We start from the raw sequence: 24,763 nt of genomic DNA, 5'->3' as shown, positions 1-24,763 counted from the left end.
GAGCCGCCACGAGCTTCGAGACTCGACCTCATGACAGCGGCGACACAAGCGTCAGGCGTCGGCGTTCTCGCGACGGTCGCCGCCCGCGCGGCCGATGTCACCCTCCGTACCGTGCACGACGTCACCGGCATCGCCGCCGTGACCGACTTTTTCAGCGACGTCTGGCAGACCCCCCGGAGCACCCCGCCCTACCCGGCCGAAGTGCTGCACAGCCTTGTCCACGCGGGGGGCGCGTTGCACGCCGCGTACGACGGCCCCCGTCTCGCCGGGGCCCACGTCGCCGTCTTGGGAACTGCCCGACGACGTCGAGCGCTACCTCGCCGAGGGTACGTACGCATCAAGCTGAAGACAGAACCCGGTTGGGACCTGGGACCCGTACGGGCCGTGCGCGAGCGCTTCCGGGACGCGCTGCCGCTCCAGGTGGACGCCAACACCGGGTACTCACTCGCGGACGCCGAACACCTGCGCAGACTCGACGAGTTCGGGCTCCTGCGCACAGAGGAGCCGCTGGAAGAGGACAACCTGCACGGGCATGCCCGGCTCCAGCGGCGCATCGCGACTCCCGTCTGCCTGGACGAGTCCCTTCACAACGCCCGCGACACCGCCTCGGCGGTCGCGATGGAAGCGTGCCGGATCGTCAACGTGAAGCCCGCCAGGGTCGGCGGCTATCTGGAGGCCCGCCGCGTCCACGACGTCGCTCACGCGCAGGGCGTCCCGGTGTGGTGCGGCGGCATGCTGGAGACGGGCATCGGCCGCGCCCCCGACCTGGCACTGGCCGCGCTTCCCGGCTTCACTCTCCCCGGCGACACGTCCGCCTCCAGCCGGTACTCCGCCGACGACGTCACCGAGCCCTTCGTCCTGGCGGACTGCCACGTCCCGGTGCCGCGCACCCCGGGCATCGGCATCGAGCCGCTGCCGGAAAGTGCTGCGTCGCTTCACGACGGGACGGAGAGACCTGTACGGAGGCTGAGCGGCTTCCGGCCACGGCCGCGAGGCCGACGGCCCCTCAACGCACTTCGACAGAAGGCATGTCTGCAGCTGATGGACATGTACGCCGTCTTCAATGCCGAGTCCGTCCGGCGGCGTGAGCAACTGGACGCGGGCACGGTGCTCGAAGAGGCATCGCTGCAGTCCTACGCGGAAGCCTCGATCAACCTCACTGCCACGTGCAGCTACTTGGCACTCCTGGGACCCGACTTCGTCGTCCAGGTTGCGGGGGCGGGACCCTGTGACGCACGACAGAGCGATTCGTGAGCACGCTCCGGTTCGCGAACGAGGAACTGGCGGAACAGCCCGTAGATGCATGCACGCGGACCCGAGGGAGAGGGAGGCTGAGGACGGGCCGGGATCGCTCCACGTCACCATGGGTTCGTGTCCTCGTCGTCGCGGGCCGGGCCGGGCCGGGCCGGGCCAGGCCGGGCCAGGCCGGGCCAGGCCGGGCCAGGCCCCGGCTCAGGAGAGTCGAGGATCGACATGGATCTTGGGACCGGGCCCGGCGTGGGCCGGGCGGACGCCGGCCAGGACGTCACCGACCTGATCCAGGCCGACGGTCGCGGCGACGAGTGGGCCGGGGTCGACGGATCCGTCGGCGTAGGCGCGGATGGTGGCGTCGAGGCCGGGGGAGGCGGACAGGACGCCGACCGCCGTGACGTCCTTGAGGGCGAGGTTGCGGGTGTCGATCCGGCTCGGCTCACCGGCCAGTCCCACGTACACGACGTGGCCGGCTGGCTCGACCAACTCCAGGGCCAGGCCTGGCAGTTGTACGGCGTTGGAGGCGTCGATCACCGCGTCGAACGGCAGGCCCGGGACGGAGCCCTCCGTCCATACATGTGCGAAACCCAGCGTGCGGGCGAAGGCGAGCGACTCTTCGGTGCGGCCCATCAGATGCACCTCCGCACCGGCGGCGCGGGTGAACATGGCGACCAGCAGTCCTATGGTCCCCGGACCCAGCACCAACGCCCGGTCACCGGGTCGTAGTTCGGCTGCCTGTGCGGCGCGCAGGGCGTTGCCGCCCGGCTCGACCAGCGCGCCGAGTACGGGACCGACGGAGTCGGGCAATGCGTGCAACGAGGAGGCAGGTACGGCGAGTTGCTCCGCCAGAGCACCCGGCCGCTGCCCGCGTATACCGACCTCCTGCCGCTTCTCGCACACATGCTGGTGACCCCGGCGGCAACGACGGCAGAGGCCGCAGCCGAGCATGGTGTCGCCCATGACCCGCCTGCCGGTCCAGGCGGGATCGACGCCGTCGCCGACCGCTGCCACGCGACCGGCCCACTCGTGGCCGATCCGCGTCGGGTAGGTGGAGTGTCCTTGATGCAGGTAGGCCAGCGCGCCGGTGAAGAACTCGACGTCGGTGCCGCACACACCGACCCGCTCGACATCGACGACGACCTCGCCGGGAACGGCCACCGGCGCCGGAACCTCCTGGACCGCGCACTTCCCGGGGCCGGTCAGTACGAAAGCACGCATGAGGTGCATGAGGTCAGCCTCCAGTGCTGGGCGGGCGAGAGGGAGAGGGGAGATGCCCGAGTCGGCTCGGACAGCAGGGCCCCTGTCGGTCGGCGCTCACCGGTGCGGCTCTCCCAGCGGCCCGAGTACGGCACGGATCTCGTCGAGTGCGTCGACCAGGGTTTTCAGGGGAGTCCGGTACGCCAGCGCGCTGACGCTCAGTGCGCCGGAAGGGGTGGTTGGCGAGGTCGCGTACACGGGCAGGGAGAGGCAGTTGACTCCGGTCTCGTTCTCCTGGTCGTCGAGGCCGTAGCCCCGCTCGCGCGTGATCCGCAGTTCGCCGTGCAGGGCGGCGGCCGTGCACAGGGTCCGCGGAGTGCGGCGTACCAGGGGCGTCGAGCCGATCCATGCCTCGACGTCGTCGAGCGTGCCCAACTCCTGGGCGAGCAGCAGCTTTCCGACGCCGGTGGTGTGCGCGGGGTTGCGGCCGCCCACCGTCGAGGTCAGCCGGACGGCTCCGGCGGGCGGGTCGACCTTGGCGCGGTAGACGACCTCGCAGCCGTCCAGTACCGCGTAGTGCGAGGTCTCGCCGAACCGGTGGGCCAGCGCTTCGAGGGCGGGACGGATACGTACGTGCTCGGGGCGGGCCTCGTGGTGGGCGAAGGCCATCCGGAGGAACTCGTCGCCGAGTACATAGCGGCCGCGGACGTCCTGGTCGGCCAGACCGGCCCGGCGCAGGGCACCGAGTGCCCGGTGCACGGTCGGCTTGGGGCTGCCGATCGCCCGCGTCAGCTCCTCCAACCCCACCCCGTCGGCGTACCGGGCGAGTTCCTTGAGGACGGCGAGCACCCGGTCCGATCCCACAAGTCGACTGCTGTCGGCGCCTGTTGAGCCGTCCGCGCCGGGGTCTGTCGATCTTTGGAACGCCTGCGTATGCTTCATGGCGTTCCAAAGATTAGACCCCTGTGTCGGTTATTGGAAGGAGCTCAATGGCGACGCTCCGCAGCGCCCAGTGGTACGCGGGCCAGGACCGCAACGCCTATATCCACCGGGCGTGGATGCGCCGTGGCGTGCCCGGTGACGCCTTCGACGGCCGGCCGCAGATCGCCATCGCCAACACCGCCTCGGACCTGACCCCCTGCAACGCGCATCTGAACGAGGTGGCGGCCTCGGTCCGTAACGGGATCTACGAGGCGGGCGGCATTCCGCTCGACCTGCCCGTGGTGTCGCTGGGCGAGACACAGGTGCGGCCCACGGCGATGCTCTGGCGCAACATGGCGGCGATGGCCACGGAGGAGATGCTGCGGGCCAACCCCATCGACGGCGTCGTCCTGTTGGGAGGCTGCGACAAGACGATCCCGTCGCTGCTGATGGCCGCCGCCTCGGTGGACCTGCCCGCCGTCGTCGTGCCCGGCGGCCCGATGCTCACCGGCACCTTCCGCGGTACGCCGCTGGGGTGCGGCACCGACGTGTGGCGGCTGTCGGAGGAGGTGCGGGCCGGCACGCTCTCCCAGGAGCAGTTCACCCGCTCCGAGTCGTCGATGATCCGCAGCCGCGGGCACTGCAACACCATGGGAACCGCCTCCACCATGGCGTTGGTGGCCGAGGCCCTCGGCACAGTCGTGCCCGGGGTGGCCGGCACCCCCGCCTCCGACAGCCGACTGCTGGAGGCCGCGCACGGCACCGGCCGGCTGGCGGTGGACATGGTCGCCGTCGACCGGCGGCCGGGGACCTTCCTGACCAAGGCGTCCTTCCACAACGCGATCGTCGCGCTGGCCGCGATCGGCGGCTCGACCAACGCGGTCGTCCATCTCCTGGCGATCGCGGGGCGGTTGGGCATCGACCTGTCGCTCGACGACTTCGACCGCATCGGCTCCCGCGTGCCGGTCCTGGTCGACCTCCAGCCGGCCGGCCGCTTCCTCATGGAGGACTTCCACCGCGCCGGAGGCCTGTCCGCCGTCCTGCGCGAAGTACGTGACCTGCTCGACCCGGACGCGCTCACGGTCACCGGCGAACCGCTCGTGAACCATCTCGACGACGCGCCGATCTGGGACGGCGAGGTGATCCGCACCCGCGCCGAACCGCTGGTCGCCGAGGGCGGCATCGCCGTGCTCCGCGGCAACCTCGCGCCGGACGGCGCGCTCATCAAACCCGCCGCGGCCTCCGCCCACCTGCTGCGCCATCGTGGCCGGGCGGTGGTCTTCGACTCGATCGAGGACTTCCACGCCCGCATCGACGACCCTGATCTCGATGTCGACGCCGACTCGGTCCTCGTACTGCGCGGCTGCGGACCCAAGGGCTACCCGGGCATGCCCGAAGTGGCGAACATGCCGCTCCCGAAGAAGCTTCTCGAACAGGGCGTCCGTGACATGGTCCGCGTCTGCGACGGCCGCATGAGCGGCACGGCGTACGGCACCGTCGTCCTGCACGTGGCCCCGGAGGCCGCGGCCGGCGGCCCGCTCGCCCTCGCTCGTACGGGGGACCACATCAGCCTCGACGTCCCCGCCCGCCGCATCGACCTCGACGTGTCGGCCGACGAACTGGCCCGCAGGACCCCGACCAAGGCCACCGTCACGGCTTTCGCGAGCCCCCGGCGCGGCTGGGAACGCCTCTACGTCGACCACGTCCTACAGGCCGACACCGGCGCCGACCTGGACTTCCTCGTCGGCTCCAGCGGCTCGGAGGTGAGCCGCGAATCGCACTGACCTATGAAGAACCGCTAGTCGGCCAGGGCCTCGAAGTAGGCCTGCTGCGAGGGGTAGTAGTCGTCGAAGCTCGGCGCCGGAGTGCCGTCGCGTGAGGCGACGAGCATGTCGAGGTAGTACTCCCAGCCCGGTCCGATCTCGCCGACTCCCTTCGTGGTGGTGAGGTGATGGACGAACTGGAGCTCCGTCGACCCGGCCGACTCGGACAGCCGCAGTTCCATGCGCCAGTCGCCCGCTTCGTCGGACGTGGAGACGGCGAGGCGCCGCGGCGGCTCGCACGCGTCGATGCGCACCTCGGTCCACGCCTCGCCCTCTTCGAACGCCATCCGGACCCGGATGGTACGACCCGGCGCCGCGTCCCCTTCCCAGGGACCGAACCACCGCGCCGTGCGCTCCGATTCGGTGACGCTCGCCCAGACGTCATCGATGGGCGCCCGGAAAGTACGGGTCAGGATCAGGTCGTGGCCGTCGGCGGTGGGCATGAGCCGGGCGCTGGGCAGTGATTTCATGCGGTGTCCTCCGTACGTTCTCCGTGTGGTGCCGTGCGACGCGTGGACCTCTCACGGCGGGTGCGACGAACCTCTGTCTCAAGGGCGTCCAGACGCTGGTCCCAGCCGCCCGGCGCGCGAATCACAGCGACCCACTCGGCGACCTCCGCCAACGGCCCCGCATCGAGCCGGTACATCCGCCGCCTCCCCACGAGCTCGTCGCGAACCAGCCCGCACTCCCGCAACACCCGCAGATGCCGACTGACCGCCGGCCGACTGATGGTGAAGCGCCGCGCGATCTCGCCCACCGTGAGAGTGGCCCCACGCAGCATGAGCAGGATCTCCCTGCGCACGGGGTCCGCTATCGCGTGGGCCACGTCGTCCATGACGAAAAGCGTAACCCATTGGTTACGGATTGGCTTCCAGCGGGCGTGCCTCGGACGACTGCCTCGGGGCTCCGCGCCCACGTCCGAGGTCCATCTCCCGCCATTCCGGCCGCAACCCGGTCAGGTTCGTGGCGAGAAAGTACGTGACCCCGCAGGTGACCAGCACCGGCACGAGCCCGACGGCGGCCACCGCTGCCCCGGCGATCAGTCCGCCGAGGGGGATGCCGGACCAGGCCAGCGAATCGCCGAGCGCGTTGACCCGGCCCAGGAGGGGACGGGGCACCCGTTCGAAGAGGACGGCCCCGATGATCGGGTTCAGGAAGCCGGCGCCGAGACCGCTGACGGCGAACACCGCCAGCACGACGCCCATCGGCGCATCGGCGGCGAGGACCAGGAACCGCGGCGCCCCGGCGAACAGGAAGCCGGTGAAGAACACGGCCCGGCGCCGCAGCCGGTGCGCGACCGCTGTGGCCAGCAGACTCCCGCCGATCGCGGCGGCTCCGGCCATACCGCTCATCAGGCCGATCGCCGTCGGCCCGTTGCCGGATTCCCTGGCCCAGACAGGAATGAGTACCGCGCTGATGGCCGCGTCCAGCAGGTTGGTGATGCCGACCATGACGATGAGGGTGAGGAGCAGCGGGTCGCCGCGCAGGAAGGTGAAGCCCTCGCCGAACCGTCGCCAGTAGCCCGGTTCCGGCTGCCCGTCCGGGGAGGGGGATTCCGCGGTTGCGCGTCCCATGTCCCGGGGCAGAGTCACCGCGACGATCACCGAACCGGCGGCGAAGCAGACCGCGTTGACCACAAGACCCGTCATAGGGCCGAGCAGCGCCACCAGGGAGCCCGCTGCCGCGGGGCCGACCGTGGAGGCGAGCCGCTCGATCACGCCGGACAGACCAGCGGCCCGCTCCAGCGGTACCCGGCTGCGGTCGGCCGCCTCCGGCACCATGACTTCCTTGGCGAGATCCCCCGGACCGCGGGCCGCGCCGATCAGCGCGACCAGGGCCAGCAGCAGGGGAAAGGAGAGCAGGTCCAGGCCGTGGAGGAGCGGAACGACAGCGGCGGCCGTCGCGCTGGCCAGGTCGGTGACCCAGGAGACGACGCGCGCGCCCACCCGGTCCACCAGCGGCCCGGTGAGCGCCTTGACCACCACATACGGGGTCATCTCGCAGAATGCGACCAGACCGGTCTGGGTTGCGCTGCCGGTGGTGACGAGTACGAACCAGGGCAGCGCGATGCCGGAGATCCGGGTGCCCGTCAGTGACACCGCCATCGCCGCGAGCACGCCGCCCAGCGGACGCAAGGTGCGCGCGTCGGCTAAGTCGCCCGTACCGGAGGCCTTCTTCGTCATGGCCTCTCCGTGCCCGTGCCTGCGTCCGTGCCCGTCGAGGTGGCGGGCGTGTCGGGCTCGGGCAGTAGGTGGGTGATCACGGAGAACCGCTCGGCGCCCTCCGGGGCCTGGGCCGCCGCCTCCGGTGTGTCCTGCCGATAGCGGGACATGACGGCCCGCAACTCCTCGTAGAGCGCGGAAGCCTCCTCAGGGGTGATCCGCAGTGGCCAGTCGCTCATGTCGAAGGTGTCCCGCCAGACACGAGGCATGGTCTGAAGCTCGTTGAGTGCCTGCTGGGTGCGTGAGGTGTGGGTGGCGGCGACGGACTGCAGGTAGGCCAGCGCGGCCTCGGGTTCCCGCTCGACCAGCTCGGGATCGTTGAACCACGTCCGCTGGTGCACCGAACGCCACCAGCGCTCCCGCGCGTTGCCGCGTTCGATGTCCTCCTCGACGAGACCGGCCGCGCCGAGCTGGCGCAGGTGGTAGCTGGCCGTCCCGGAATTGACGCCCAGCCGCTCCGCGAGCCGGGTGGCCGTCGACGGGCCGTGCTTCCGCAGCAGTCCCACCAACTGCACCCGTACCGGGTGCGCGAGGGCACGCAGCCCCTTGGCATCCAGCACGACCGAGTCCGGATGGGGAGTCAAGTCCTGCGGCTGTTCGCTCGGTTCAGTCATACCGAGCGACTCTAGACCGCAAAGAGTTCTTCGCAAAGACCTCTTTGCGAAGAACCCTTTGCGGTCTGCTTGGCTGCCTTCGCGGCACCGTCACTTCTTGGCATCATGAGCACGGTGAATGCGACTGATGCTCCAGACGGGGTTGACCAGCTTCTTCGTGCGCGGCTGACGAGTCTGCTGGAGGGTGTTCGTCCCTGGGACGAGCAGGAGCGTGCCCATCTCTCCGAGGCAGTGAAGTGGGTTGCCGGCGGAGCTCCGCTCTATCGGGTCCAGAAGCCCGATGTTCCGCCGGTCCATCTGGTGAGCTACTTCGTGGTCGTGGACGAGAAGCGCGGCGAACTCCTGCTGGTCGCCCACCGGAAGGCCGGTCTGTGGCTTCCCAGCGGTGGTCACGTCGAGCCGATGGAGGACCCGTGGGACACGGTGGTGCGTGAGTGCCGGGAGGAACTGTTCATCGAGGCCGTTCCGTCCGTGGTCTCCCGTAGGGAGCCGTTCTTTCTGACCATCACGCAAACGCGCGGGCAGGGACGGCACACCGACGTGTCGCTCTGGTACGTCCTGCGGGCGGACGTCGGCAGCGTCGTCACCTTCGACGAGGACGAATTCTCGGCGATCAAGTGGCTCTCGCTGTCACAGGTCCTCGCCGAACCCGAGGACACTCTCGACCCTCACATGCACAGGTTCACCCGCAAGCTCATGGCCGCGCTGCCAGGGTGAGCGCAGCCCCTCCGTCCGGTCACAGCCACGTTCAAAGCGCGTCAGCCACCAGGGCGTTGGTGTCGGACCCGATCGGTATGCCTTCCTGCGTCGGTGCCCGGCGACGAGCAGCGCCGAGTCGGCGAGGGCCGCGATTCCGGTGCCGACGGCCCAGCTGCCAACGCTGCCGCTGCCGTCCTCCTCGGGCAGAGCGCAGGTGACCGTGCCATTGTCGTCCATCTCCTCCTCGGTTTCGGGGTCGTAAGGCGCCCGGATCACCTCGGTGCCGGGCGGTGCGATGAACACGGTCCGGATCTCGCCCGTCTCGGCGGGGCCGGTGTTGCGGTAGCCGACGCGGACGCGGTGGGTCGGGTCGGCACCTTCACCTCCGTCGGCTCGGGGGTGGGGGTGAATGCCGTTCCTTTGCCGCAGGTCGGGCCCGGCTGCCTTCCGGCGGAGGGAAAGGACCAAGCCGGGGCCTATGATCATGACCAAGGCGGGGTCGTAGCACAGAGGTAGTGCGCCGCGACATCATCTCGGAGGACGTCGGTTCGAATCCGGCCGCCCCGCCCCTTCAGAGCACGCGGTTCGAGGCCCGCTGCCATGAATGAACGAGCAACGGGTCGAGAACAAGCTCCGGGCGGAGGCGCCGTTCAGTCGATGATCGCGGTGGCTTCGACCTCGACCAGGAGGTCGGGGGCGGCCAGAGCGGCGACGCCCACCCCGGTGAGCGGTGCGGCAGGGGTGACTCCCAGCTTGGCGGCGGCGCGAGCGACCCCCTCTGCGAACAGGGGCATGTTGTCGGGGGCCCAGTCGACGAGGTAGACGGTCAGTTTCACCACGTTGTCGAACGAGGCGCCGACCTCGGCCAGGGCCGTGCCGATGTTGAGGTAGCACTGCTCGACCTGTGCGGCGAGGTCACCTTCGCCGACTGTCACCCCGTCGGCGTCCCAGGCGACCTGCCCGGCGAGGAAGACCAGCTTCGACCCGGTGGCGACCGACACCTGCCGGTAGAGGTCGACCTTCGTCAGTCCTTCGGGGTTCACCAGTGTGATGGCCATGCCGACTCCTTGTTCAGAGCCCTTGCACTGAGGGCTCGTTTCCGTCGTACCACGAGTCCCGTGGTCTCTAGTGGTTACTGGGGAACCGTAGGAGAGTGTGCGCTGACATGGAAGAACGCACTCTTCAGTGACTGGGGAACCTGATGGTGACCAAGCAGTTCAGCGGCTCACCCGACGAAGCGGACCTGACGCGCGCGGACTCTTTGGCGCGGGAGATCTTCTCCGACGTCGCCAACAAGTGGGCGCTCCTGATCATCGAGTCCCTCGGTGAGCGCACCTTGCGCTTCAGCGAACTGAGGGACGAGGTCGAGGGCATCAGCCACAAGATGCTCACGCAGAACCTGCGCATGCTGGAGCGCAACGGCCTGGTCGACCGGAAGGTGCACCCCACGGTGCCGCCCCGGGTCGAGTACACCCTCACCGAGCCGGGCCAGGGCCTACGGTCGACGGTGGAAGGAATGTGTGACTGGACCCACCGGTACTTCGGTCACATCGAGGCCTCCCGCCGCAGCTTCGACGGCTGACGAAGGGCACTTGCGCGCGAAGCCGTCGGTCATGGTCCTGGTTTCGGGTCTGGTCCCCGTCCCCGTCCTGGGCTTGGGCCTGGTCCAGGTTCTGTAGTGGTTGTCATGCCTCGCGGTGTTACATCTGCCTGTCGGTATGCGCCGTACGACTTCCGGTGCCCAGGCCACTGACTTCTCTGCCGCCGTCGTCACTCCGGACGAGGCGTCGGCGTGATCGCACTGACCATCAAGGCGCTTGTTCCGGTCGTCCTGCTGCCCGCGCTGTTCCTGCACAGTCAGGTGATCGCCCCGACACCGACGATCTGCCTGTACGTGCCCTGGCGGGCGTTCTGATCGCCTCCAGGGTGGCCGTGGCTGTGCTGGTCGTCGCCGACAGGCCCATGCTGCGGTTGAAGGACGATGCCTTCAGGGCGGTCTTCCAGGGCAGTGTCCGGTTCAACAACTACATCGGCGTGACGAGCGCGGGCGGCCTGTTCGGCACCAAGGGCATCGCCTTCGCCGCGGTATGCAACGCGGCGATCGTGTTCACGGTCAACGTGCTGTGCGTGCTGGTCTTCGCACGGTTCGGCAGCGCCCGCCTGAGCTTCTCGGGCGTCGTCAGACAGTTGGTGACCACGCCGCTCATCCTCGCCTGCGCGGGAGGCATCCTTCTCCAAGCCCTCGATCCGAGCCTGCCGCCGGACACCGCACCGGCGATCCAGGCACTGGGCGCCGCCTCGATGCCGCTGGGCCTGCTCTGCAACGGTGCCGCCCTGCGCCTCGGCGCCGCACGGTCGTGGACGGCACCCGTCCCCGCGTCCTTGTCCGCCGAGTTCGCGCTCATTCCGGCCGCGCCCGCGACAGGATGCTGTTCGCCGAGTTCGACTACGACCTGCGCTCCGTCCCCAGCGTCCCCTGGTCGACACCACCAAGGAGCGCCGGGACATGTGGCTGCTCAAGCGCTACGGCCTGCCGGTCCTGTACGGGCACGGGATGCTCAAAGGCCTTGCCTGGAAGGTCGGGTGTTCCGAGCCCCGCCCAGCCACTCCACGAAACCCACTGCTCGAACCTGTGGGATACGTGAACTGGTGTACGCACCGCGCCAGTTGGGACGTACGTTGTGCGTTGGACCATCCATGCCTCGGCCGAGAGACGGGCTGCACCCATGACCGACCACGCGACGACGCCCGGACCCGAGGCGCATCAGAGGATCGACACTTCGGTGCCGCACTCGGCGCGGATCTGGAACTACTGGCTGGGCGGCAAGGACAACTACCCCGTGGACGAGGAGGCCGGTGACGCGTACACGGCCGTCTTCCCCGGCATCGTGACCATCGCCCGCAGCAGCCGGGCCTTCCTGCGCCGCAACATCACGTATCTGGTCGCCGAGGCGGGTATTCGGCAGTTCCTGGACGTCGGAACCGGTCTGCCGACCGCCGACAACACCCATGAGGTGGCCCAGCGCATCGCGCCGGAGTCCAGGATCGTCTACGTCGACAACGACCCGCTGGTGGTGGCCCACGCCCGCGACCTGCTCCACTCCACGCCGGAGGGGGCGACCGCCTTCGTCGACGCCGATGTGCTGGACCCGGAGCGCATCCTGGCGGCCGCCGCCGAGACGCTGGACCTCACCCGCCCCACCGCCCTCGTCCTGAGCAACATCCTGGGTCACGTCGCCGACCACGGCGAGGCGTGCTCCATCGTCACCCGCCTGATGGACGCGCTGCCGTCCGGCAGTCATCTGTCCGTCAACGACGGTTCGCGGGGCATCGATCCGGTCTTCGAGCAGGCCCAGGACGCCTACAACGAAAGCGGCGCCGTCCCGTACAACCTGCGTACCGTCGACGAGATCACGGCGTACTTCGGCGGCCTGGAGCTCATAGAGCCCGGGGTCGTCTCGGTCCCCCTCTGGCGCCCGGACCCCGTCTCCGCCGTCCCTGAACCCGTGGGCGAGCACGGCGGCCTCGCCCGCAAGCCGTGACCGCCGACCGTTCGGGCGTGCCTCAGGGGCCGAAGTGCTCCATGTGCGCCTGGGCGGGCGGGTAGGGGGACGAGGAGGTCGTGCCGGCGGACCAGTACTCGCCGGTGCCGGGTATCCGGGCAAGTGCGTTGAGCACGACCGGTGTTGTCGCGAGCGGTCCGCGTTCGCTCACCCAGGCCGTGCCGTCCCAGCGCAGACAGTGCGCCCGTGTCTGGTCCCAGAAGTCCCAGCCGGCGATACGGTCCGGCCGGCCCTGCTCGTCGCCCGTGATGCCGCTGAGCAGGCCGACGGTGAACGGCGGGGTGACGTAGCTCCAACTGGTGCCGTCCCAGTGCCGCAGGACACAGCTCGGGGGCTTTCCGGGCGGCCCGCCGACTCCGTAGTCGAAGGCGGTGAGCCAGACGTCGTTGTCGGCGCAGGGGAGAAGCCCGGTGACACCGAAGCGGAACCCTGTGGGCGGCGGCAGCTCGGTCCAGGCTCCGTCCCAGCGGGCGACGACACCGGTTCCGTACACCCATATCTCGCCATCCGGTGTGCGGTGGACGCCCGACGGTGCCTCGGTCGCCGTGCTCGGCAGCGTCGCGCACCAGCGCCATCGCTGCTTGTCCCAGTGCAGCAGCCCCTGCCGGTCACTGTTGCGGCCGGAGACCCAGGCCCGTCCATCCGGGGCGGCCGTCACGCCGGTGAGTTCGGTGCCTGTGTCCTCCTGCCCCGGGTACGCGACCTCCTGCCAGGTGACGCCGTCCCAGGCCAGCAGGTGCCCGTGACCGGAGGTGTCGGTGCCGACGGCCCACGCCGCGTCGGGGGAGCTGCCGGCGACGGAGTGCAGCTGTCCGGCGAACCCCAGGTGGTCCAGGCCGGTCCGCGTCCACGTCGTACCGTTCCAGGCCATCGCCAGGGGCCTGCCCCGTGTGGAGCCGTTCCGGCCCTCCTCGCCCACGGCCCACGCGAGCCCGGGTGCGGCGGCCGCCACGTCGAGGAGCTGCGCGGCCTCCTGCCCGTTCGGCACGGGTACGGGCTGCCAGCCCGGGGGAAACGCGGCGGTGGCGCTGCGGGCGGCCGCGAACGGTCCGGCCGCCGTGGTCAGCCCGAACCCTGCCGCGGTGCCGATCAATCCACTGACGAAGTGCCGTCTTCGCACGGGAACTTCCCTTCCTGCGCCGAGTAGGGAGGATCCACCGTTGGGCAGTACGCCGAAGAGGTCAATGCACGGAAGTGAGCATCTCGCGGCCCGTCGGGAATCGGCCGAAACACCCCGGCCGACGTCCTGGAGAGGGTGTGCCGGATCGTCGTAGGGCCCTCACTGCACCCGGGGCAGGCCCGTCACGGACATCATGAGTGAGTAGAGCGAGGTCGTGGCCGTGATGAACAGGTGGTTGTTCTTCGGGCCGCCGAAGGCGATGTTGGACACCGGCTCGGGCACGCGCAGCCGTCCGATGAGGGTGCCGTCGGGGTCGTAGCAGTGCACGCCCTCGTCGAACGCGGCGGCCCACAGCCGCCCTTCGTCGTCGAAGCGGATGTTGTCGAAGCCGCCCTCGGTGTGCTGGGCGAAGACCTTGCCGTCCGAGAGGGTGCGATCCTCGTGCACGTCGAAGACGCGGATCTGTCCGGCTCTGGTGTCGGCGACGTACAACTGCCTTTCGTCCGCCGAGAAGACCAGGCCGTTCGGCCCGCCGAAACCGTCCGCGACCCGGTGGATCCCGCCGGTCACGGGGTCGATCCGATAGACGTCGCAGCTGCCGATCTCGCTCTCGGCGCGGAACCCCTCGTAGTCGCTCGTGATCCCGAAGTCCGGGTCCGTGAACCAGACGGAGCCGTCGGAGCGTACGACCGCGTCGTTCGGGCTGTTGAACCGCTTGCCCTCGAAACGGTCGGCGAGCACGGTGACGCGGCCGTCGTGCTCGGTGCGGGTGACCCGGCGGTTGCCCTGCTCGCAGCTCACCAGCCGGCCCTCGCGGTCGAGAGTGTTGCCGTTGACGTGCCCGGCCGGGGAGCGGAAGACCCCGATCGCGCCCGTGGTCTCGTCCCAGCGCAGCAGGCGGTCGTTGGGAATGTCGCTCCAGATCAGCTGCCGCCAGGCGGGCAGATAGAGCGGCCCCTCGGCCCAGCGGCAGTCGGAGTGCAACCGCTCCAGGCGCGCGTCGCCGTTCGTGCACCGCCCGGTGCGAAAGCGATCGTCCAGGACCTCGTACAGATTGTTGAGAATCTCGCCGGACATGGCCAACCTCTCTCCGCGCGAACTTGAGCGTCATGTGGATCGTGGATCTGAACACCATTCGCTGTGATCCTAATATGGCCGAACCAGATATGGTGAGACCATGGGGATGGTCAACGGGATCGTGGACGACGTCGACAGGGCACTGATCGCGGAGTTGCAGCGCGACGCCGCGCAGGCCTACGTGTCGCTCGGCAGGGCGGTCGGCCTGTCGGCCGGCGCCGCTCACGATCGCGTACGTAAGCTCCGTGAACGCGGCGTGATCCGCCGCACGACCGTGGAGGTCGATCCGGCCGCCCTCGGGCAGGGCGTGCTCGCCTTCGTCATGGTCGACTCGTCGGCCTGGATGGGGGAGGCGTCCGAATCCTTCGCAGCCATCCCCGAGATCCAGGAAGCCCACGTCATCGCGGGCACGGCGTCCGTCCTCGTGAAGGTGCGCTCGGCCACCACGGAGCAGTTGCAGGACGTCCTGCGGCGGCTCTACGAGATCGAGGGCGTGAGCGGGACGCATGCGACGGTGGTGCTGGAGACGTTCTTCGAACGGCCGGTCCGTGCCGACTGACGGTGCCGGGCCGATGCTTGTCGGATTGCTTGTCGGGTGCCGGGAGGCACTCATCGTGAAACTGCTTGCTGGAAAGGGCACTTCGAAATCGTGAATCTTTGGTCGATCTACCAGCACGGCTTCGCGCGGATCGCCGCGTGCACCGGCCATGCGGCCATCGCCGACCCGCCCGCCAACGCGGAGGCGGTCCTGCGACAAGGCCGCCGATGCGCGCAGGAGGGGGTCGCCGTCGCCGTGTTCCCCGAACTCTGCCTGTCCGGCTACTCGATCGAGGACCTGCTGCTGCAGGACGCGCTGCTCGACGAGGTCGAGGCGGCGCTCCAGGCCGTGGTCGCCGGGTCGGCGGAGCTGCTGACCGTGCTCGTCGTCGGCGCCCCGCTGCGCCATCGCCACCGCATCTACAACTGCGCCGTGATGGTGCACCGCGGGCGGATCCTCGGTGTCGCGCCCAAGTCCTACCTGCCGAACTACCGCGAGTTCTACGAGCGGCGGCAGATCGCCGCGGGCGACGACGAGCGGGGCGGGACGATCCGGGTAGGCGGAGAGACCGTGCCGTTCGGCACGGACCTCCTCTTCGCGGCCGAGGACGTCCCCGGCCTGGTGCTGCACGCGGAGATCTGCGAGGACATGTGGGTGCCGGTGCCCCCGAGCGCGGAGGCGGCGCTGGCCGGAGCCACCGTTCTCCTCAATCTCTCGGGCAGCCCCATCACGGTCGGCCGGGCCGAGGACCGGCGGCTGCTGTGCCGTGCCGCGTCCGCCCGCTGCCTCGCCGCCTACGTCTACGCGGCGGCCGGACTGGGAGAGTCGTCCACCGACCTGTCCTGGGACGGCCAGACCATGATCTACGAGAACGGCGAACTGCTGGCCGAGACCGACCGGTTCCCGCTCGACGACCAGTACGCGGTGGCGGACATCGACCTCGACCTGCTGCGGCAGGCCCGCGCCCGGATGGGCACGTTCGACGACAACCGCCGTACCCACGCCGCGCGGACCAGCGGCTTCCGGTCCGTGTCGTTCCGGCTCGACCCGCCCGCGACCGACCTCGGACTGCGCCGCCGGGTCGAGCGGTTCCCGTTCGTGCCGGCCGACCCCAGCCGCCTCGCCCAGGACTGCTACGAGGCCTACAACATCCAGGTCACCGGTCTGCAGCAGCGGCTGGCGGCCATCGGCGGCCCGAAGGTCGTCATCGGGGTGTCGGGCGGCCTCGACTCCACGCACGCGCTGATCGTCGCCGCCCGGGCCATGGACCGCGCGGGCCGCCCGCGCAGCGACATCCTGGCCTTCACCCTGCCCGGCTTCGCGACCAGCGAGGGCACCAAGAGCAACGCGCACAAGCTGATGCGTTCGCTCGGCGTCACCGCCGCCGAACTGGACATCACACCGACGGCCCGGCTCATGCTCCAGGAGATCGAGCACCCGTTCTCCTCCGGTGAGCCGGTGTACGACGTGACCTTCGAGAACGTGCAGGCCGGGCTGCGCACCGACTACCTGTTCCGGCTGGCCAACCAGCGCGGAGGCATCGTGCTCGGCACCGGTGACCTGTCCGAGCTGGCGCTCGGCTGGTGCACCTATGGCGTCGGCGACCAGATGAGTCACTACAACGTCAACTCCGGTGTCCCGAAGACACTCATCCAGCACCTGATCCGCTGGGTCATCAGCAGCGGCCAGTTCGAGGAGGAGACCAACGAGACGCTGGCCGCCATCCTTGACACGGAGATCAGCCCGGAGCTGGTGCCGGGCGAGGAACTGCAGTCCACCGAGTCCAAGATCGGCCCGTACGCGCTGCACGACTTCACCCTCTTCCACATCCTGCGCCACGGCTTCCGGCCGTCGAAGATCGGCTTCCTGGCCTGGCACGCCTGGCACGACCAGGGCGCCGGTGTGTGGCCGCCTGGGTTCCCCGAGGCCAAGCGGACGGCGTACGACCTGGCGGAGATCAGGCACTGGCTGGAGACCTTCTGCCGCCGCTTCTTCGGGTTCGCGCAGTTCAAGCGATCGGCCATGCCGAACGGGCCGAAGGTCCTGGCCGGCGGTTCGCTGTCACCTCGGGGCGACTGGCGCGCCCCGTCGGACAGCACGGCGGCGGTCTGGCTCAGGGACCTCGCCCGCTGGGACGCGCCGCGGGAAGAGGAAGCGGAGTAGGCGGGCTCGGGACAAGGGGAGTGGGCGAACCTCGGTTCTGCGGACAGATCCTCGGAACGCCCCACCATGGCTCGGTCGAACTCCCAGAATTGCTCTTGATTCCACTGAAGAGCAGAAGGGACCGCAAGCATGGCGAACACCGCTCTCCTCGTGATGGACGTCCAACAGGTCATCGTCGACATCGCCGACGACGGCTCCGGATATCTGTCACGTGTGCGCCGGGCGATCGACGGCGCCCACGCGGCGGGCATCCCCGTGATCTACGTGGTCATCGGGTTACGGCCGGGGCAGCCGGAGGTCAGCCCGCGCAACAGGGCGCTCACCGCTGCCGTGGAGGCCGGCCTCTTCAACGAGGGAGACCCCGGCACCGAGATCCACCACGATGTCGCTCCTCAGAAGGGCGACATCGTGGTCACCAAACGGCGGGGGAGCGCCTTCTCGGGCAGCGACCTCGACCTGGTGCTCAGGGCGCGCGGCATCGACAGCCTTGTCCTGACTGGCATCGCCACCAGTGCTGTCGTGCTGTACACCCTGTGCCAGGCCAACGACCTGGACTTCGGCCTCACCGTCCTGTCGGACGGCTGCCTGGACACCGACCCCGAGGTGCACAGGTTCCTCACCGAGAAGCTGTTCCCGCAGTGGGCGGATGTCGTCGCCGTCGAGGCCTGGCTCAAGGCCATCGCCCCTCGACAGGAACCTGTGTCCGAGGGATGAGGAGTGGGCGTCGCTGCCGGGTGGCGGGGCTACGCGTACGGCCGGTCGCCCGCGATGGCGACCCGTTCCGCCACCCGGGGGTGCGGCGCGTAGTCGTTCACCGCGTAGTGCTGGGTCGCGCGGTTGTCCCAGAAGGCGACGTCGCCCGGCTGCCACTGGAACCGCACCTGGTACTCCGGCACATGGGCCTGCTGCGTGAGGTAGCGCAGCAGGCGGTCGCTCTCCTCGCGGTCCATGCCGGTGATCCGGGTGGTGAACGAGGTGTTGACGAAGAGCAGCCGCCGTCCCGTCTCCGGGTGGGTGCGCACCACCGGATGCTCCACGGGCGGAAAGTCGTCCTGGAACGGTACGAGCCGCTCGGGCGGGTAGAAGCGGGCGAAGCCGGGGATGAAGTCGTGCACGGCGGTGGCCCCGTCGACGCGGTCCTTCACCTCCTGCGGCAGATTGTCGTAGGCGGCGGCCATGTCGGCCCACATGGTGTCACCGCCCAGCGGCGGGACCTCGTGCAGCTGAAGCACGGCGCCGAGCGCGGGCCGCTCCCGGAAGGTCACATCGGCGTGCCAGACGTTCTCGAAGGTGGGTGTGGATCCACTGCCCTTGTCGAAGCGGACGACATCCTCGCTGGAACCCCGCGCGAGCAGCGGGTTGGTCTCCAACTCGCCCCACTGCCCGGCGAAGTCACGCTGCTGCGCGGATGTCAGCCGCTGGCCGCGGAAGAACAGCACCTTCCACTCCAGCAGCGCCCGGTTCACCTCCTCGCGCAACGCGTCTCCCAACGGCCGCGCGAGACTGAGGCCCCGTATCTCCGCCCCGATCGTGCGCCCTTGGGGCACCACCTCGAAGTGTTCGTACGGGCGCTCCTCCCACCCCTCGGGCAGGCGGCGCAGGACACGTGCGCCCTCGTACATCCCGCCCTCGGGTACGCGGGCCTCGCGCAGTGCGGGCTGTGGTCCGGCGCTCATGACAGTCATGGCTTCCAACTCCTCATGCGGGTACTTCCGGTGGCGGACGACAGGTTGCTCGGGAGACGTGCCCTCGCCTGCCGCGAACGGAGGAGTTCAGCGACGCGGTGCCTACGTGCACCGGGAGTCGTCCGGGCCATGAGGAAGTGGGAGTCGGTCCGGACCGTGAGGAAGGAAGACCGGCACTGTCAGGGCGGGGGCGCGGCGAGCGAACGGCTCGGCAGCTGCCCGGCTAGCGGCCTGAGCGCTCGCACCCGGTCCGATCCGGGACACGCAGCGGCCCCGTCGTGTCGAACCGCTGTCCAGTCATACCGATGAGTGTGTGAGTTCCGCTGGGTACTGTCAACAAGGCATCGTGCGTCGACCTGTTGTCCGCAACTGGGTGCGGTGGCCGGGGATGTTGTGTTGTCCGCCGGGCGGCGGCCGCGTCCGGCCGCCGCTGTGCCACCTGCACCCACGGTGGGGTGAGACGTGTCACCCCGACCGTGTCACCCCGACAGGGCAGTGGTCAGGCGGTGACCGGCTCCTGCTCCGCGGAGTTGTCCGCCGCAGGGGTCTCGGCCGCCGTGTAGAAGACGGACGAGCCCTGCTTGGTGCGCTGGACATGGCCCTTGGCGACGAGCCCCTCCACCGTGGTGCGCACGACCTTGGGCTTGATCTCGCGGTCGGGGTGGGCCTCGGCGAGCGCGGTGCTGATCTCCGCCGAGGACCGCGGTTCGGACTGCCGGCCGAGGTGGCTGTGGATCAGCTCCACGAGAGTGGGCAGCTTCGCCGCAGGTGCGGACGCCTTCGCATCGGGGGCGGGCGTTTTGGCTGCCGCCTTCCTCGGCTTCGAGGCGGTTGCCTTCTTGCGCCTGCCCGACTTGGTCTCGGCCGAGGCCTGTCGCGGCACCGACGGCTTGGAGGTGACACTGTCCTTCTCGCTCGAACCGGCTTGCTCCAGGCTCTCGGTGCCCAGCGTCCGCTGCAGGTTCACCAGCAGGGACTGGTCGTGCTGCAGGGCACTCAACTGCTCCTGAAGAGCAGCCACTTCGGCGCCGATACGTTCCTGTTCCTTGGTGTTGCGCTCAAGGTCCGCAGCCACCTGAGCGGCGTACTGCGTCTTGAGTTCCGTGGTCGCTGACTCGACTTCGGACATGGCAGCTACCTCTCCTCTGCATTGTGTGGTGCTGACGCCGGATGGTACTCGCATCATCCACGCCATGATCCTCACTCTGACCAGGCTTGTCCGGCGGATCCATGACCAGGACACAACTCCCTTGGGCTGTATATGCCTTGGGAGGAGCGCACTCAGGTGGTGTCAGCACCTCCGTCGTGTGCTGTCTCAATTTCAACCTTCAAGGTGAACGCAGAGCTGACTGACAGCTCGTGCCGAGTCGGCCAGGCGTGCGTGTGGAACGGAAAGGGCCGGTTCGACGCCAACAGCGTCGAACCGGCCCTTTCCGTTGGTGTGGTGCACCTCCGTGGACGGTCAGTCCGTGCCGGACTCCATCGCGGCGCGGTCCAGCAGCGCGTCCTCCTCGGAGACCTCGCCGCGGGAGGCGATGGCCTCGGCGCCGCCCTCGGGCATCTCCGGCATGGTGCCGATCAGTCCGGTCGCGGCGGCCTGGGAGGCGCCGATGACGGGGCTGCCGGTGCCGATCAGGCCGAGGCCGACGTACTGCTCCAGCTTGGCGCGCGAGTCGGCGATGTCGAGGTTGCGCATGGTGAGCTGGCCGATCCGGTCCACCGGGCCGAACGCCGAGTCCTCGGTGCGCTCCATGGACAGCTTGTCCGGGTGGTAGCTGAACGCCGGGCCCGTGGTGTCGAGGAGCGAGTAGTCCTCACCGCGCCGCAGCCGCAGTGTCACCTCGCCGGTGACGGCCGCGCCGACCCAGCGCTGCAGTGACTCGCGCACCATCAGCGCCTGCGGGTCCAGCCAGCGGCCCTCGTACATCAGCCGGCCGAGGCGCCGGCCCTCGTTGTAGTACTGCGCGAGGGTGTCCTCGTTGTGGATGGCGTTGACGAGACGCTCGTACGCGGCGTGCAGGAGGGCCATGCCGGGGGCCTCGTAGATGCCGCGGCTCTTGGCCTCGATGATGCGGTTCTCGATCTGGTCGGACATGCCGAGGCCGTGTCGGCCGCCGATGGCGTTGGCCTCCATGACCAGGTCGACGGCGGAGTCGAACTCCTTGCCGTTGATCGTCACCGGGCGGCCCTGGTCGAAGCCGATCGTCACGTCCTCGGTCAGGATCTCGACCTCGGGGTCCCAGAACCGCACGCCCATGATCGGCTCGACGGTCTCCACGCCCGTGTCCAGGTGCTCCAGCGTCTTGGCCTCGTGGGTGGCGCCCCAGATGTTGGCGTCGGTGGAGTACGCCTTCTCCGTCGAGTCCCGGTACGGCAGCTTGTGTGCGAGCAGCCACTCCGACATTTCCTTGCGGCCGCCGAGCTCGGTCACGAAGTCCGCGTCCAGCCAGGGCTTGTAGATCCGCAGATGCGGGTTGGCGAGCAGGCCGTAGCGGTAGAACCGCTCGATGTCGTTGCCCTTGAAGGTCGAGCCGTCGCCCCAGATCTGTACGTCGTCCTCCAGCATCGCCCGCACCAGGAGCGTGCCGGTGACGGCTCGGCCGAGGGGGGTCGTGTTGAAGTACGCGCGCCCGCCCGAGCGGATGTGGAACGCGCCACAGGTGAGCGCGGCCAGGCCCTCCTCGACCAGCGCGGCCCGGCAGTCGACCAGGCGCGCGATCTCCGCACCGTAGGCCAGTGCCCGGCCGGGCACGGAGGCGATGTCGGGCTCGTCGTACTGGCCGATGTCGGCGGTGTACGTGCACGGGACGGCGCCCTTGTCGCGCATCCAGGCGACCGCGACCGAGGTGTCGAGTCCGCCCGAGAAGGCGATGCCGACGCGCTCGCCGGTGGGCAGGGAGGTGAGGACCTTAGACATAGGAAGAGTATGCACGATGACGCATGATCATACAAAGCCGGTGTGGTGCAGCCCTCTGTCGCCGGTCGAGAAAGCTCACGCGGGCCCGCGAATGCCGTCCGTTCCGGGGGCCCGCGGTGAGGTCAGGGGACGAACGTGTCCGTGAGACGGATGTTGTAGCCGTCCTCTTCCATCAGGACGACCGTGACGCCGAAGGGGGAGGGGTGATCCATCTCCAGCGGAGTGAAGGAGAAGTCGACGGCGGCCCGGATCGGCGGGACCAGTTCGCCGCCCGGCTGCGGCTCGGGCGCGGGAAGCCAGTGAGGTGCGGCCGACGCCTCACCCTCGGGGGAACGGGGCGAGGACTGCTCGGTGTACGGAAGCTGGTGGAGTACGTGGCCGCCGTCCTTCGTGGCGTGCACCATGTTCAGACAGGGCGCCGGGCCGGTGACCGGCAACTGGCAGGCGGTGGCGACGTCCTGGGTCTCCCAGACGAGGACGACCTCGTCGGCGCCGGCCGCCGCGGCGATGTTCGAGAGCTGGGCGATACCGGTTTGCGCGTCCCTGCCGGCGCTGGTGGGGCGTACCCGGATGAGACCGACGAGTTCGCCGCGCACCAGCGGCATGATGACCGGGCGGGGCACGGCCCCTTCGCTCAGACCCGCGGTGTACGCGTTCTTCATCGACTCGACCAGCGTGTCCCAGATCTGCGTGTCCACGAACTTCCCCTTACCAACGACCTGTTCACGAGCACGCCGACCCTGTCACGGGAGCCGCTCAGCCGCCAGCGGCCGTGGACACGGCCATCGGAGTCGCTGCGCCATCACCGTGCGACGGTCGGCGCACCGCACACAGGGGAAAGCCCCGACTGGACGGGGGAGACCAGCCGGGGCCGTGGGCCGTGGCGTGCGGAGGGCGGTCGCCTCTCGGCGGGATGCTCCATGGGGCTTCAGCCGAACGATCGTCCCCATGGGCTTGAGGTGAGGCCCGGGGACACTGTCCCCTCCGCAGCCACATACAGAGGAACGGCCGGCCATCCCCGCTTGTTCCATGACGAGGGCCGGGCACCTTGTGAGTTGAGGCACTCAAGGGCGTGCCGGGGTCGGCGCGCGCCTCCCGCCTCGCCGAGGGCCCATCCGTCCGGGCGTTCAGGGTGTGCCCTGTGTTTCCGCCCGGCAGGAGGTCCAGCGGCCGGTACCAGTCGCGCAGTTCGCTTTCGCCGACCGTGTGGGCGATCGGCTTGGTGGCGTGTCGGGCGAGCGTCTCCTCGAAGGGGACGGCCAGGTAGAAGCAGTGCGTGCCGATGTCGACGTACAGGCAATGTCTCCGCTCGGAGCGCGAGCCGACCGTCCAAATGCGCTTGTCCGTCGTCGCGGCACCGCACTTCCTTGCCGGGGTGGATCTCTTCTCACGCTCCTGGACGGCGTTGCGCGCGGCGGTCGCCGAGCTGTCGGACGAGGACTTCGCCCGGCCGTCCGGCTGTGCCGGCTGGCTCGTGCGGGACCTGGTGTGCCATCTGGTCATCGACGCTCAGGACGTCCTGATCACCCTCGTGACTCCCGCCGAAGGGGAACCGACTCGCGACGCGGTGACCTACTGGGACGTCGCCGAAACGTCGCCGACCGGGGACGACCCGCTCGACGCGCTGACCGTCCGGCTGGCCGCCGCGTACGGGGAGCCATGGCTGCTCAAGTTCCACCTGGACGACGTCGGCTCCGCCGCCGGCCGTGCCGCCGGACGGGGAATCGTCCGGCCGATCACCGGGTTGACGTGTCAGTAGCCAAGATCCTCAAGGAGCAGACATGTCCGATGAACCCGCTGTCCGTGGACTACGCCTGGTGGTCACGGCAGCCGACTACGACGCGGCGCTGCACTTCTACCGCGACGCCCTCGGCCTGACCGAGCTCGGCGCGTTCGCCTCGCCCGGCGGCCGGGTCACCATCCTCGACGCGGGCCGCGCCACCCTGGAACTCACCGATCCCAATCACGCGGCCTTCATCGACGACGTCGAGGTCGGCCGGCGCGTGGCCGGCCACATTCGGGTCGCCTTCGAGGTCGACGACTCCGTCGCGACCACGTCGAAGCTGGCCGCCGCCGGAGCCGAGGTGATCGCCGAGCCGACACGTACCCCGTGGAACTCGCTGAACTCCCGGCTGGACGCACCGGGCGATCTTCAGCTGACGCTCTTCACGGAACTCGGCGACTAGGGCCCTTCTGATGGATCTCCGTGGGAGAAGGAGCGGCGGTCGGTGCGTGCGATCGGCGTGCGGTGTGGAGGGTCATGTGGCGGAGCCACCTGGCCCTTCGCGCCGTGCGGCGAGCGTGCGTGCCGGGCGTCGCGACGCCGCGGAGATCCATCAGAAGGGCCCTAGGCCGCGGGGCCCAGTTCCTGCCGGGAATACCGCTACGGGGTCCCCTGTTGCAGGGAACAGAATGACATGCTTCCGTCAAGGCGAGGAGGCGGAAGGCGCCGTCACCCTTCGGTGGACGGCTGTGAGGAAGGAAAGCCCATGAGGGTCGGTATTCACCCCGTTTCCCGCCCGGTCGTCTACCGGGACCGTGCCGCGGACGTCGCGTTCCTCACCCGTTCGACCGCGGACTCGGCGAGGACGATCGAGTGGGAGGACGGCAACACCTACCCGGTGATCGACGTGGAGGTCTCGTCGGCCGGCCACCCGTTCTACACGGGGACCTCGCGGGTCGTGGACAGCGCGGGCCGCGTGGAGCGGTTCGAGCGGCGCTACGGACGTGTGGCGTCACCGACCCGATGACGGGCGGCCGGCATCCGAGCAGGAGGAGAGCAGAGCCATGAAGGTGCGCAAGTCGTTGCGCTCGCTGAAGTCCATGCCCGGGGCGCAGGTCGTGCGCCGGCGGGGCACGGTGTTCGAGATCAACAAGAAGAACCCGCGCTTCAAGGCCCGCCAGGGCTGACGTACAGCGCGTTGAGCGCGTACGGCGTACGGGCCGCCGGGCCCGGCTTCCGCAGACGAAGTC

At 69.5% G+C, this 24,763-nt stretch carries 27 protein-coding genes and 2 pseudogenes; 14 read left to right on the top strand and 15 right to left on the bottom strand.

Features of this window, described 5'->3' with window-relative positions; all coding sequences use genetic code 11:
- Positions 1 to 244: 244 nt before the first annotated feature.
- A pseudogene (locus ACH4YP_RS37600) lies at positions 245 to 970 on the top strand (enolase C-terminal domain-like protein); the annotation flags it as partial.
- Between the two features lie 71 nt (positions 971 to 1,041).
- Positions 1,042 to 1,254, top strand: coding sequence for a hypothetical protein (locus ACH4YP_RS37595; protein ID WP_398495436.1), 213 nt, complete (start codon positions 1,042 to 1,044; stop codon positions 1,252 to 1,254).
- Positions 1,255 to 1,452: 198 nt separating this feature from the next.
- Here the strand turns inward: ACH4YP_RS37595 and ACH4YP_RS37590 are convergent, their stop codons facing one another.
- A complete protein-coding gene (locus tag ACH4YP_RS37590) occupies positions 1,453 to 2,478 on the bottom strand; it encodes a zinc-binding dehydrogenase (protein WP_398495435.1) in 1,026 nt (341 codons plus the stop codon).
- 87 nt (positions 2,479 to 2,565) lie between these two features.
- Positions 2,566 to 3,390, bottom strand: coding sequence for an IclR family transcriptional regulator (locus tag ACH4YP_RS37585; protein ID WP_398495433.1), 825 nt, complete (start codon positions 3,388 to 3,390; stop codon positions 2,566 to 2,568).
- A 47-nt stretch (positions 3,391 to 3,437) separates the two neighbouring features.
- Here ACH4YP_RS37585 and ACH4YP_RS37580 point away from each other — a divergent pair, with 47 nt between their 5' ends.
- Positions 3,438 to 5,153, top strand: a complete 1,716-nt coding sequence (locus tag ACH4YP_RS37580; RefSeq protein ID WP_398495431.1) for an IlvD/Edd family dehydratase — start codon at positions 3,438 to 3,440, stop codon at positions 5,151 to 5,153.
- A gap of 14 nt (positions 5,154 to 5,167) precedes the next feature.
- On the opposite strand, the gene ACH4YP_RS37575 is transcribed toward ACH4YP_RS37580, so the two are convergent.
- Genes ACH4YP_RS37575 through ACH4YP_RS37560 form a run of 4 tightly spaced genes read right to left on the bottom strand, consistent with a single transcriptional unit; the run spans position 5,168 to position 8,028 of the window.
- Positions 5,168 to 5,662, bottom strand: a complete 495-nt coding sequence (locus tag ACH4YP_RS37575) for an SRPBCC family protein (RefSeq protein WP_361066670.1) — start codon at positions 5,660 to 5,662, stop codon at positions 5,168 to 5,170.
- A complete protein-coding gene (locus ACH4YP_RS37570) occupies positions 5,659 to 6,027 on the bottom strand; it encodes a metalloregulator ArsR/SmtB family transcription factor (RefSeq protein ID WP_361066673.1) in 369 nt (122 codons plus the stop codon). The genes ACH4YP_RS37575 and ACH4YP_RS37570 overlap by 4 nt, the downstream gene beginning before the upstream one ends.
- A gap of 22 nt (positions 6,028 to 6,049) precedes the next feature.
- Positions 6,050 to 7,375 carry an MFS transporter gene (locus tag ACH4YP_RS37565; RefSeq protein WP_398495429.1) on the bottom strand — a complete coding sequence of 442 codons (1,326 nt, stop codon included), beginning with the start codon at positions 7,373 to 7,375 and terminating at the stop codon, positions 6,050 to 6,052.
- Positions 7,372 to 8,028, bottom strand: coding sequence for an ArsR/SmtB family transcription factor (locus tag ACH4YP_RS37560; protein ID WP_398495427.1), 657 nt, complete (start codon positions 8,026 to 8,028; stop codon positions 7,372 to 7,374). Before ACH4YP_RS37560 ends, ACH4YP_RS37565 begins: the two co-directional genes overlap by 4 nt.
- A gap of 114 nt (positions 8,029 to 8,142) precedes the next feature.
- Between ACH4YP_RS37560 and ACH4YP_RS37555 the strand changes: the two genes are divergently transcribed.
- Positions 8,143 to 8,745: an NUDIX domain-containing protein gene (locus ACH4YP_RS37555; protein WP_361066682.1), complete on the top strand. Its 603-nt coding sequence runs from the start codon at positions 8,143 to 8,145 to the stop codon at positions 8,743 to 8,745.
- Here the strand turns inward: ACH4YP_RS37555 and ACH4YP_RS37550 are convergent.
- Complete coding sequence (locus ACH4YP_RS37550; protein WP_398495425.1) at positions 8,659 to 9,195, bottom strand: hypothetical protein; 537 nt, start codon at positions 9,193 to 9,195, stop codon at positions 8,659 to 8,661. The genes ACH4YP_RS37555 and ACH4YP_RS37550 overlap by 87 nt on opposite strands.
- Positions 9,196 to 9,377: 182 nt before the next feature.
- Positions 9,378 to 9,785: a RidA family protein gene (locus ACH4YP_RS37545; RefSeq protein ID WP_398495423.1), complete on the bottom strand. Its 408-nt coding sequence runs from the start codon at positions 9,783 to 9,785 to the stop codon at positions 9,378 to 9,380.
- A gap of 143 nt (positions 9,786 to 9,928) precedes the next feature.
- On the opposite strand from ACH4YP_RS37545, the gene ACH4YP_RS37540 reads away from it, so the two are divergent.
- Together ACH4YP_RS37540 and ACH4YP_RS37535 are read left to right on the top strand one after the other, a co-directional pair.
- Positions 9,929 to 10,309: a winged helix-turn-helix transcriptional regulator gene (locus ACH4YP_RS37540; RefSeq protein WP_398495421.1), complete on the top strand. Its 381-nt coding sequence runs from the start codon at positions 9,929 to 9,931 to the stop codon at positions 10,307 to 10,309.
- Between the two features lie 210 nt (positions 10,310 to 10,519).
- Complete coding sequence (locus ACH4YP_RS37535) at positions 10,520 to 10,642, top strand: hypothetical protein (RefSeq protein WP_398495419.1); 123 nt, start codon at positions 10,520 to 10,522, stop codon at positions 10,640 to 10,642.
- 109 nt (positions 10,643 to 10,751) lie between these two features.
- Here the strand turns inward: ACH4YP_RS37535 and ACH4YP_RS37530 are convergent, their stop codons facing one another.
- Positions 10,752 to 11,132 carry a hypothetical protein gene (locus ACH4YP_RS37530; RefSeq protein WP_398495417.1) on the bottom strand — a complete coding sequence of 127 codons (381 nt, stop codon included), beginning with the start codon at positions 11,130 to 11,132 and terminating at the stop codon, positions 10,752 to 10,754.
- A 321-nt stretch (positions 11,133 to 11,453) separates the two neighbouring features.
- On the opposite strand from ACH4YP_RS37530, the gene ACH4YP_RS37525 reads away from it, so the two are divergent.
- Positions 11,454 to 12,269, top strand: a complete 816-nt coding sequence (locus ACH4YP_RS37525; protein WP_398495416.1) for an SAM-dependent methyltransferase — start codon at positions 11,454 to 11,456, stop codon at positions 12,267 to 12,269.
- Positions 12,270 to 12,291: 22 nt separating this feature from the next.
- Here the strand turns inward: ACH4YP_RS37525 and ACH4YP_RS37520 are convergent, their stop codons facing one another.
- Positions 12,292 to 13,410, bottom strand: a complete 1,119-nt coding sequence (locus ACH4YP_RS37520) for a hypothetical protein (protein ID WP_398495414.1) — start codon at positions 13,408 to 13,410, stop codon at positions 12,292 to 12,294.
- Between the two features lie 159 nt (positions 13,411 to 13,569).
- On the bottom strand, positions 13,570 to 14,487 hold the full coding sequence (locus ACH4YP_RS37515) for an SMP-30/gluconolactonase/LRE family protein (RefSeq protein WP_398495412.1): 918 nt from the start codon (positions 14,485 to 14,487) through the stop codon (positions 13,570 to 13,572).
- A 121-nt stretch (positions 14,488 to 14,608) separates the two neighbouring features.
- Between ACH4YP_RS37515 and ACH4YP_RS37510 the strand changes: the two genes are divergently transcribed.
- The 3 genes from ACH4YP_RS37510 (at position 14,609) to ACH4YP_RS37500 (ending at position 17,902) form a co-directional block, all read left to right on the top strand.
- Positions 14,609 to 15,046: an Lrp/AsnC family transcriptional regulator gene (locus ACH4YP_RS37510; RefSeq protein ID WP_361066720.1), complete on the top strand. Its 438-nt coding sequence runs from the start codon at positions 14,609 to 14,611 to the stop codon at positions 15,044 to 15,046.
- Positions 15,047 to 15,136: 90 nt separating this feature from the next.
- Positions 15,137 to 17,188 (top strand): NAD(+) synthase, encoded by a 2,052-nt coding sequence (locus ACH4YP_RS37505; protein ID WP_398495411.1) that lies wholly within the window; start codon positions 15,137 to 15,139, stop codon positions 17,186 to 17,188.
- A gap of 129 nt (positions 17,189 to 17,317) precedes the next feature.
- Entirely contained in the window at positions 17,318 to 17,902 is a 585-nt protein-coding gene (locus ACH4YP_RS37500; RefSeq protein ID WP_361066709.1) for a cysteine hydrolase, read from the top strand.
- Between the two features lie 29 nt (positions 17,903 to 17,931).
- On the opposite strand, the gene ACH4YP_RS37495 is transcribed toward ACH4YP_RS37500, so the two are convergent.
- From ACH4YP_RS37495 to ACH4YP_RS37480, 4 genes are all read right to left on the bottom strand, one after another.
- The gene (locus ACH4YP_RS37495; protein ID WP_398495409.1) at positions 17,932 to 18,873 is read right to left on the bottom strand and encodes a TauD/TfdA dioxygenase family protein; all 942 of its coding nucleotides are present in this window, start codon (positions 18,871 to 18,873) and stop codon (positions 17,932 to 17,934) included.
- 499 nt (positions 18,874 to 19,372) lie between these two features.
- Complete coding sequence (locus ACH4YP_RS37490; protein ID WP_361066714.1) at positions 19,373 to 20,002, bottom strand: BlaI/MecI/CopY family transcriptional regulator; 630 nt, start codon at positions 20,000 to 20,002, stop codon at positions 19,373 to 19,375.
- A gap of 333 nt (positions 20,003 to 20,335) precedes the next feature.
- Complete coding sequence (gene argG, locus ACH4YP_RS37485) at positions 20,336 to 21,790, bottom strand: argininosuccinate synthase (protein WP_361072422.1); 1,455 nt, start codon at positions 21,788 to 21,790, stop codon at positions 20,336 to 20,338.
- A gap of 122 nt (positions 21,791 to 21,912) precedes the next feature.
- The gene (locus ACH4YP_RS37480; RefSeq protein WP_398495406.1) at positions 21,913 to 22,488 is read right to left on the bottom strand and encodes a hypothetical protein; all 576 of its coding nucleotides are present in this window, start codon (positions 22,486 to 22,488) and stop codon (positions 21,913 to 21,915) included.
- Positions 22,489 to 23,165: 677 nt separating this feature from the next.
- Between ACH4YP_RS37480 and ACH4YP_RS37475 the strand changes: the two are divergent.
- From ACH4YP_RS37475 to ACH4YP_RS37460, 4 genes and pseudogenes are all read left to right on the top strand, one after another.
- Positions 23,166 to 23,504 (top strand): annotated as a pseudogene (locus tag ACH4YP_RS37475) (maleylpyruvate isomerase N-terminal domain-containing protein); the annotation flags it as partial.
- Between the two features lie 67 nt (positions 23,505 to 23,571).
- Positions 23,572 to 23,976: a VOC family protein gene (locus ACH4YP_RS37470; protein ID WP_361072410.1), complete on the top strand. Its 405-nt coding sequence runs from the start codon at positions 23,572 to 23,574 to the stop codon at positions 23,974 to 23,976.
- Positions 23,977 to 24,279: 303 nt separating this feature from the next.
- A complete protein-coding gene (locus ACH4YP_RS37465; protein ID WP_398495404.1) occupies positions 24,280 to 24,540 on the top strand; it encodes a type B 50S ribosomal protein L31 in 261 nt (86 codons plus the stop codon).
- Between the two features lie 37 nt (positions 24,541 to 24,577).
- Positions 24,578 to 24,700 carry a ribosomal protein bL36 gene (locus ACH4YP_RS37460; protein WP_398495402.1) on the top strand — a complete coding sequence of 41 codons (123 nt, stop codon included), beginning with the start codon at positions 24,578 to 24,580 and terminating at the stop codon, positions 24,698 to 24,700.
- Positions 24,701 to 24,763: the final 63 nt, after the last annotated feature.

The sequence above is a fragment of the Streptomyces sp. NPDC020747 genome (assembly GCF_044334695.1).
Lineage (GTDB): Bacteria > Actinomycetota > Actinomycetes > Streptomycetales > Streptomycetaceae > Streptomyces.
Note: the sequence above shows the minus strand (reverse complement) of the source record. Positions and strands in the feature narration are given on the sequence as shown.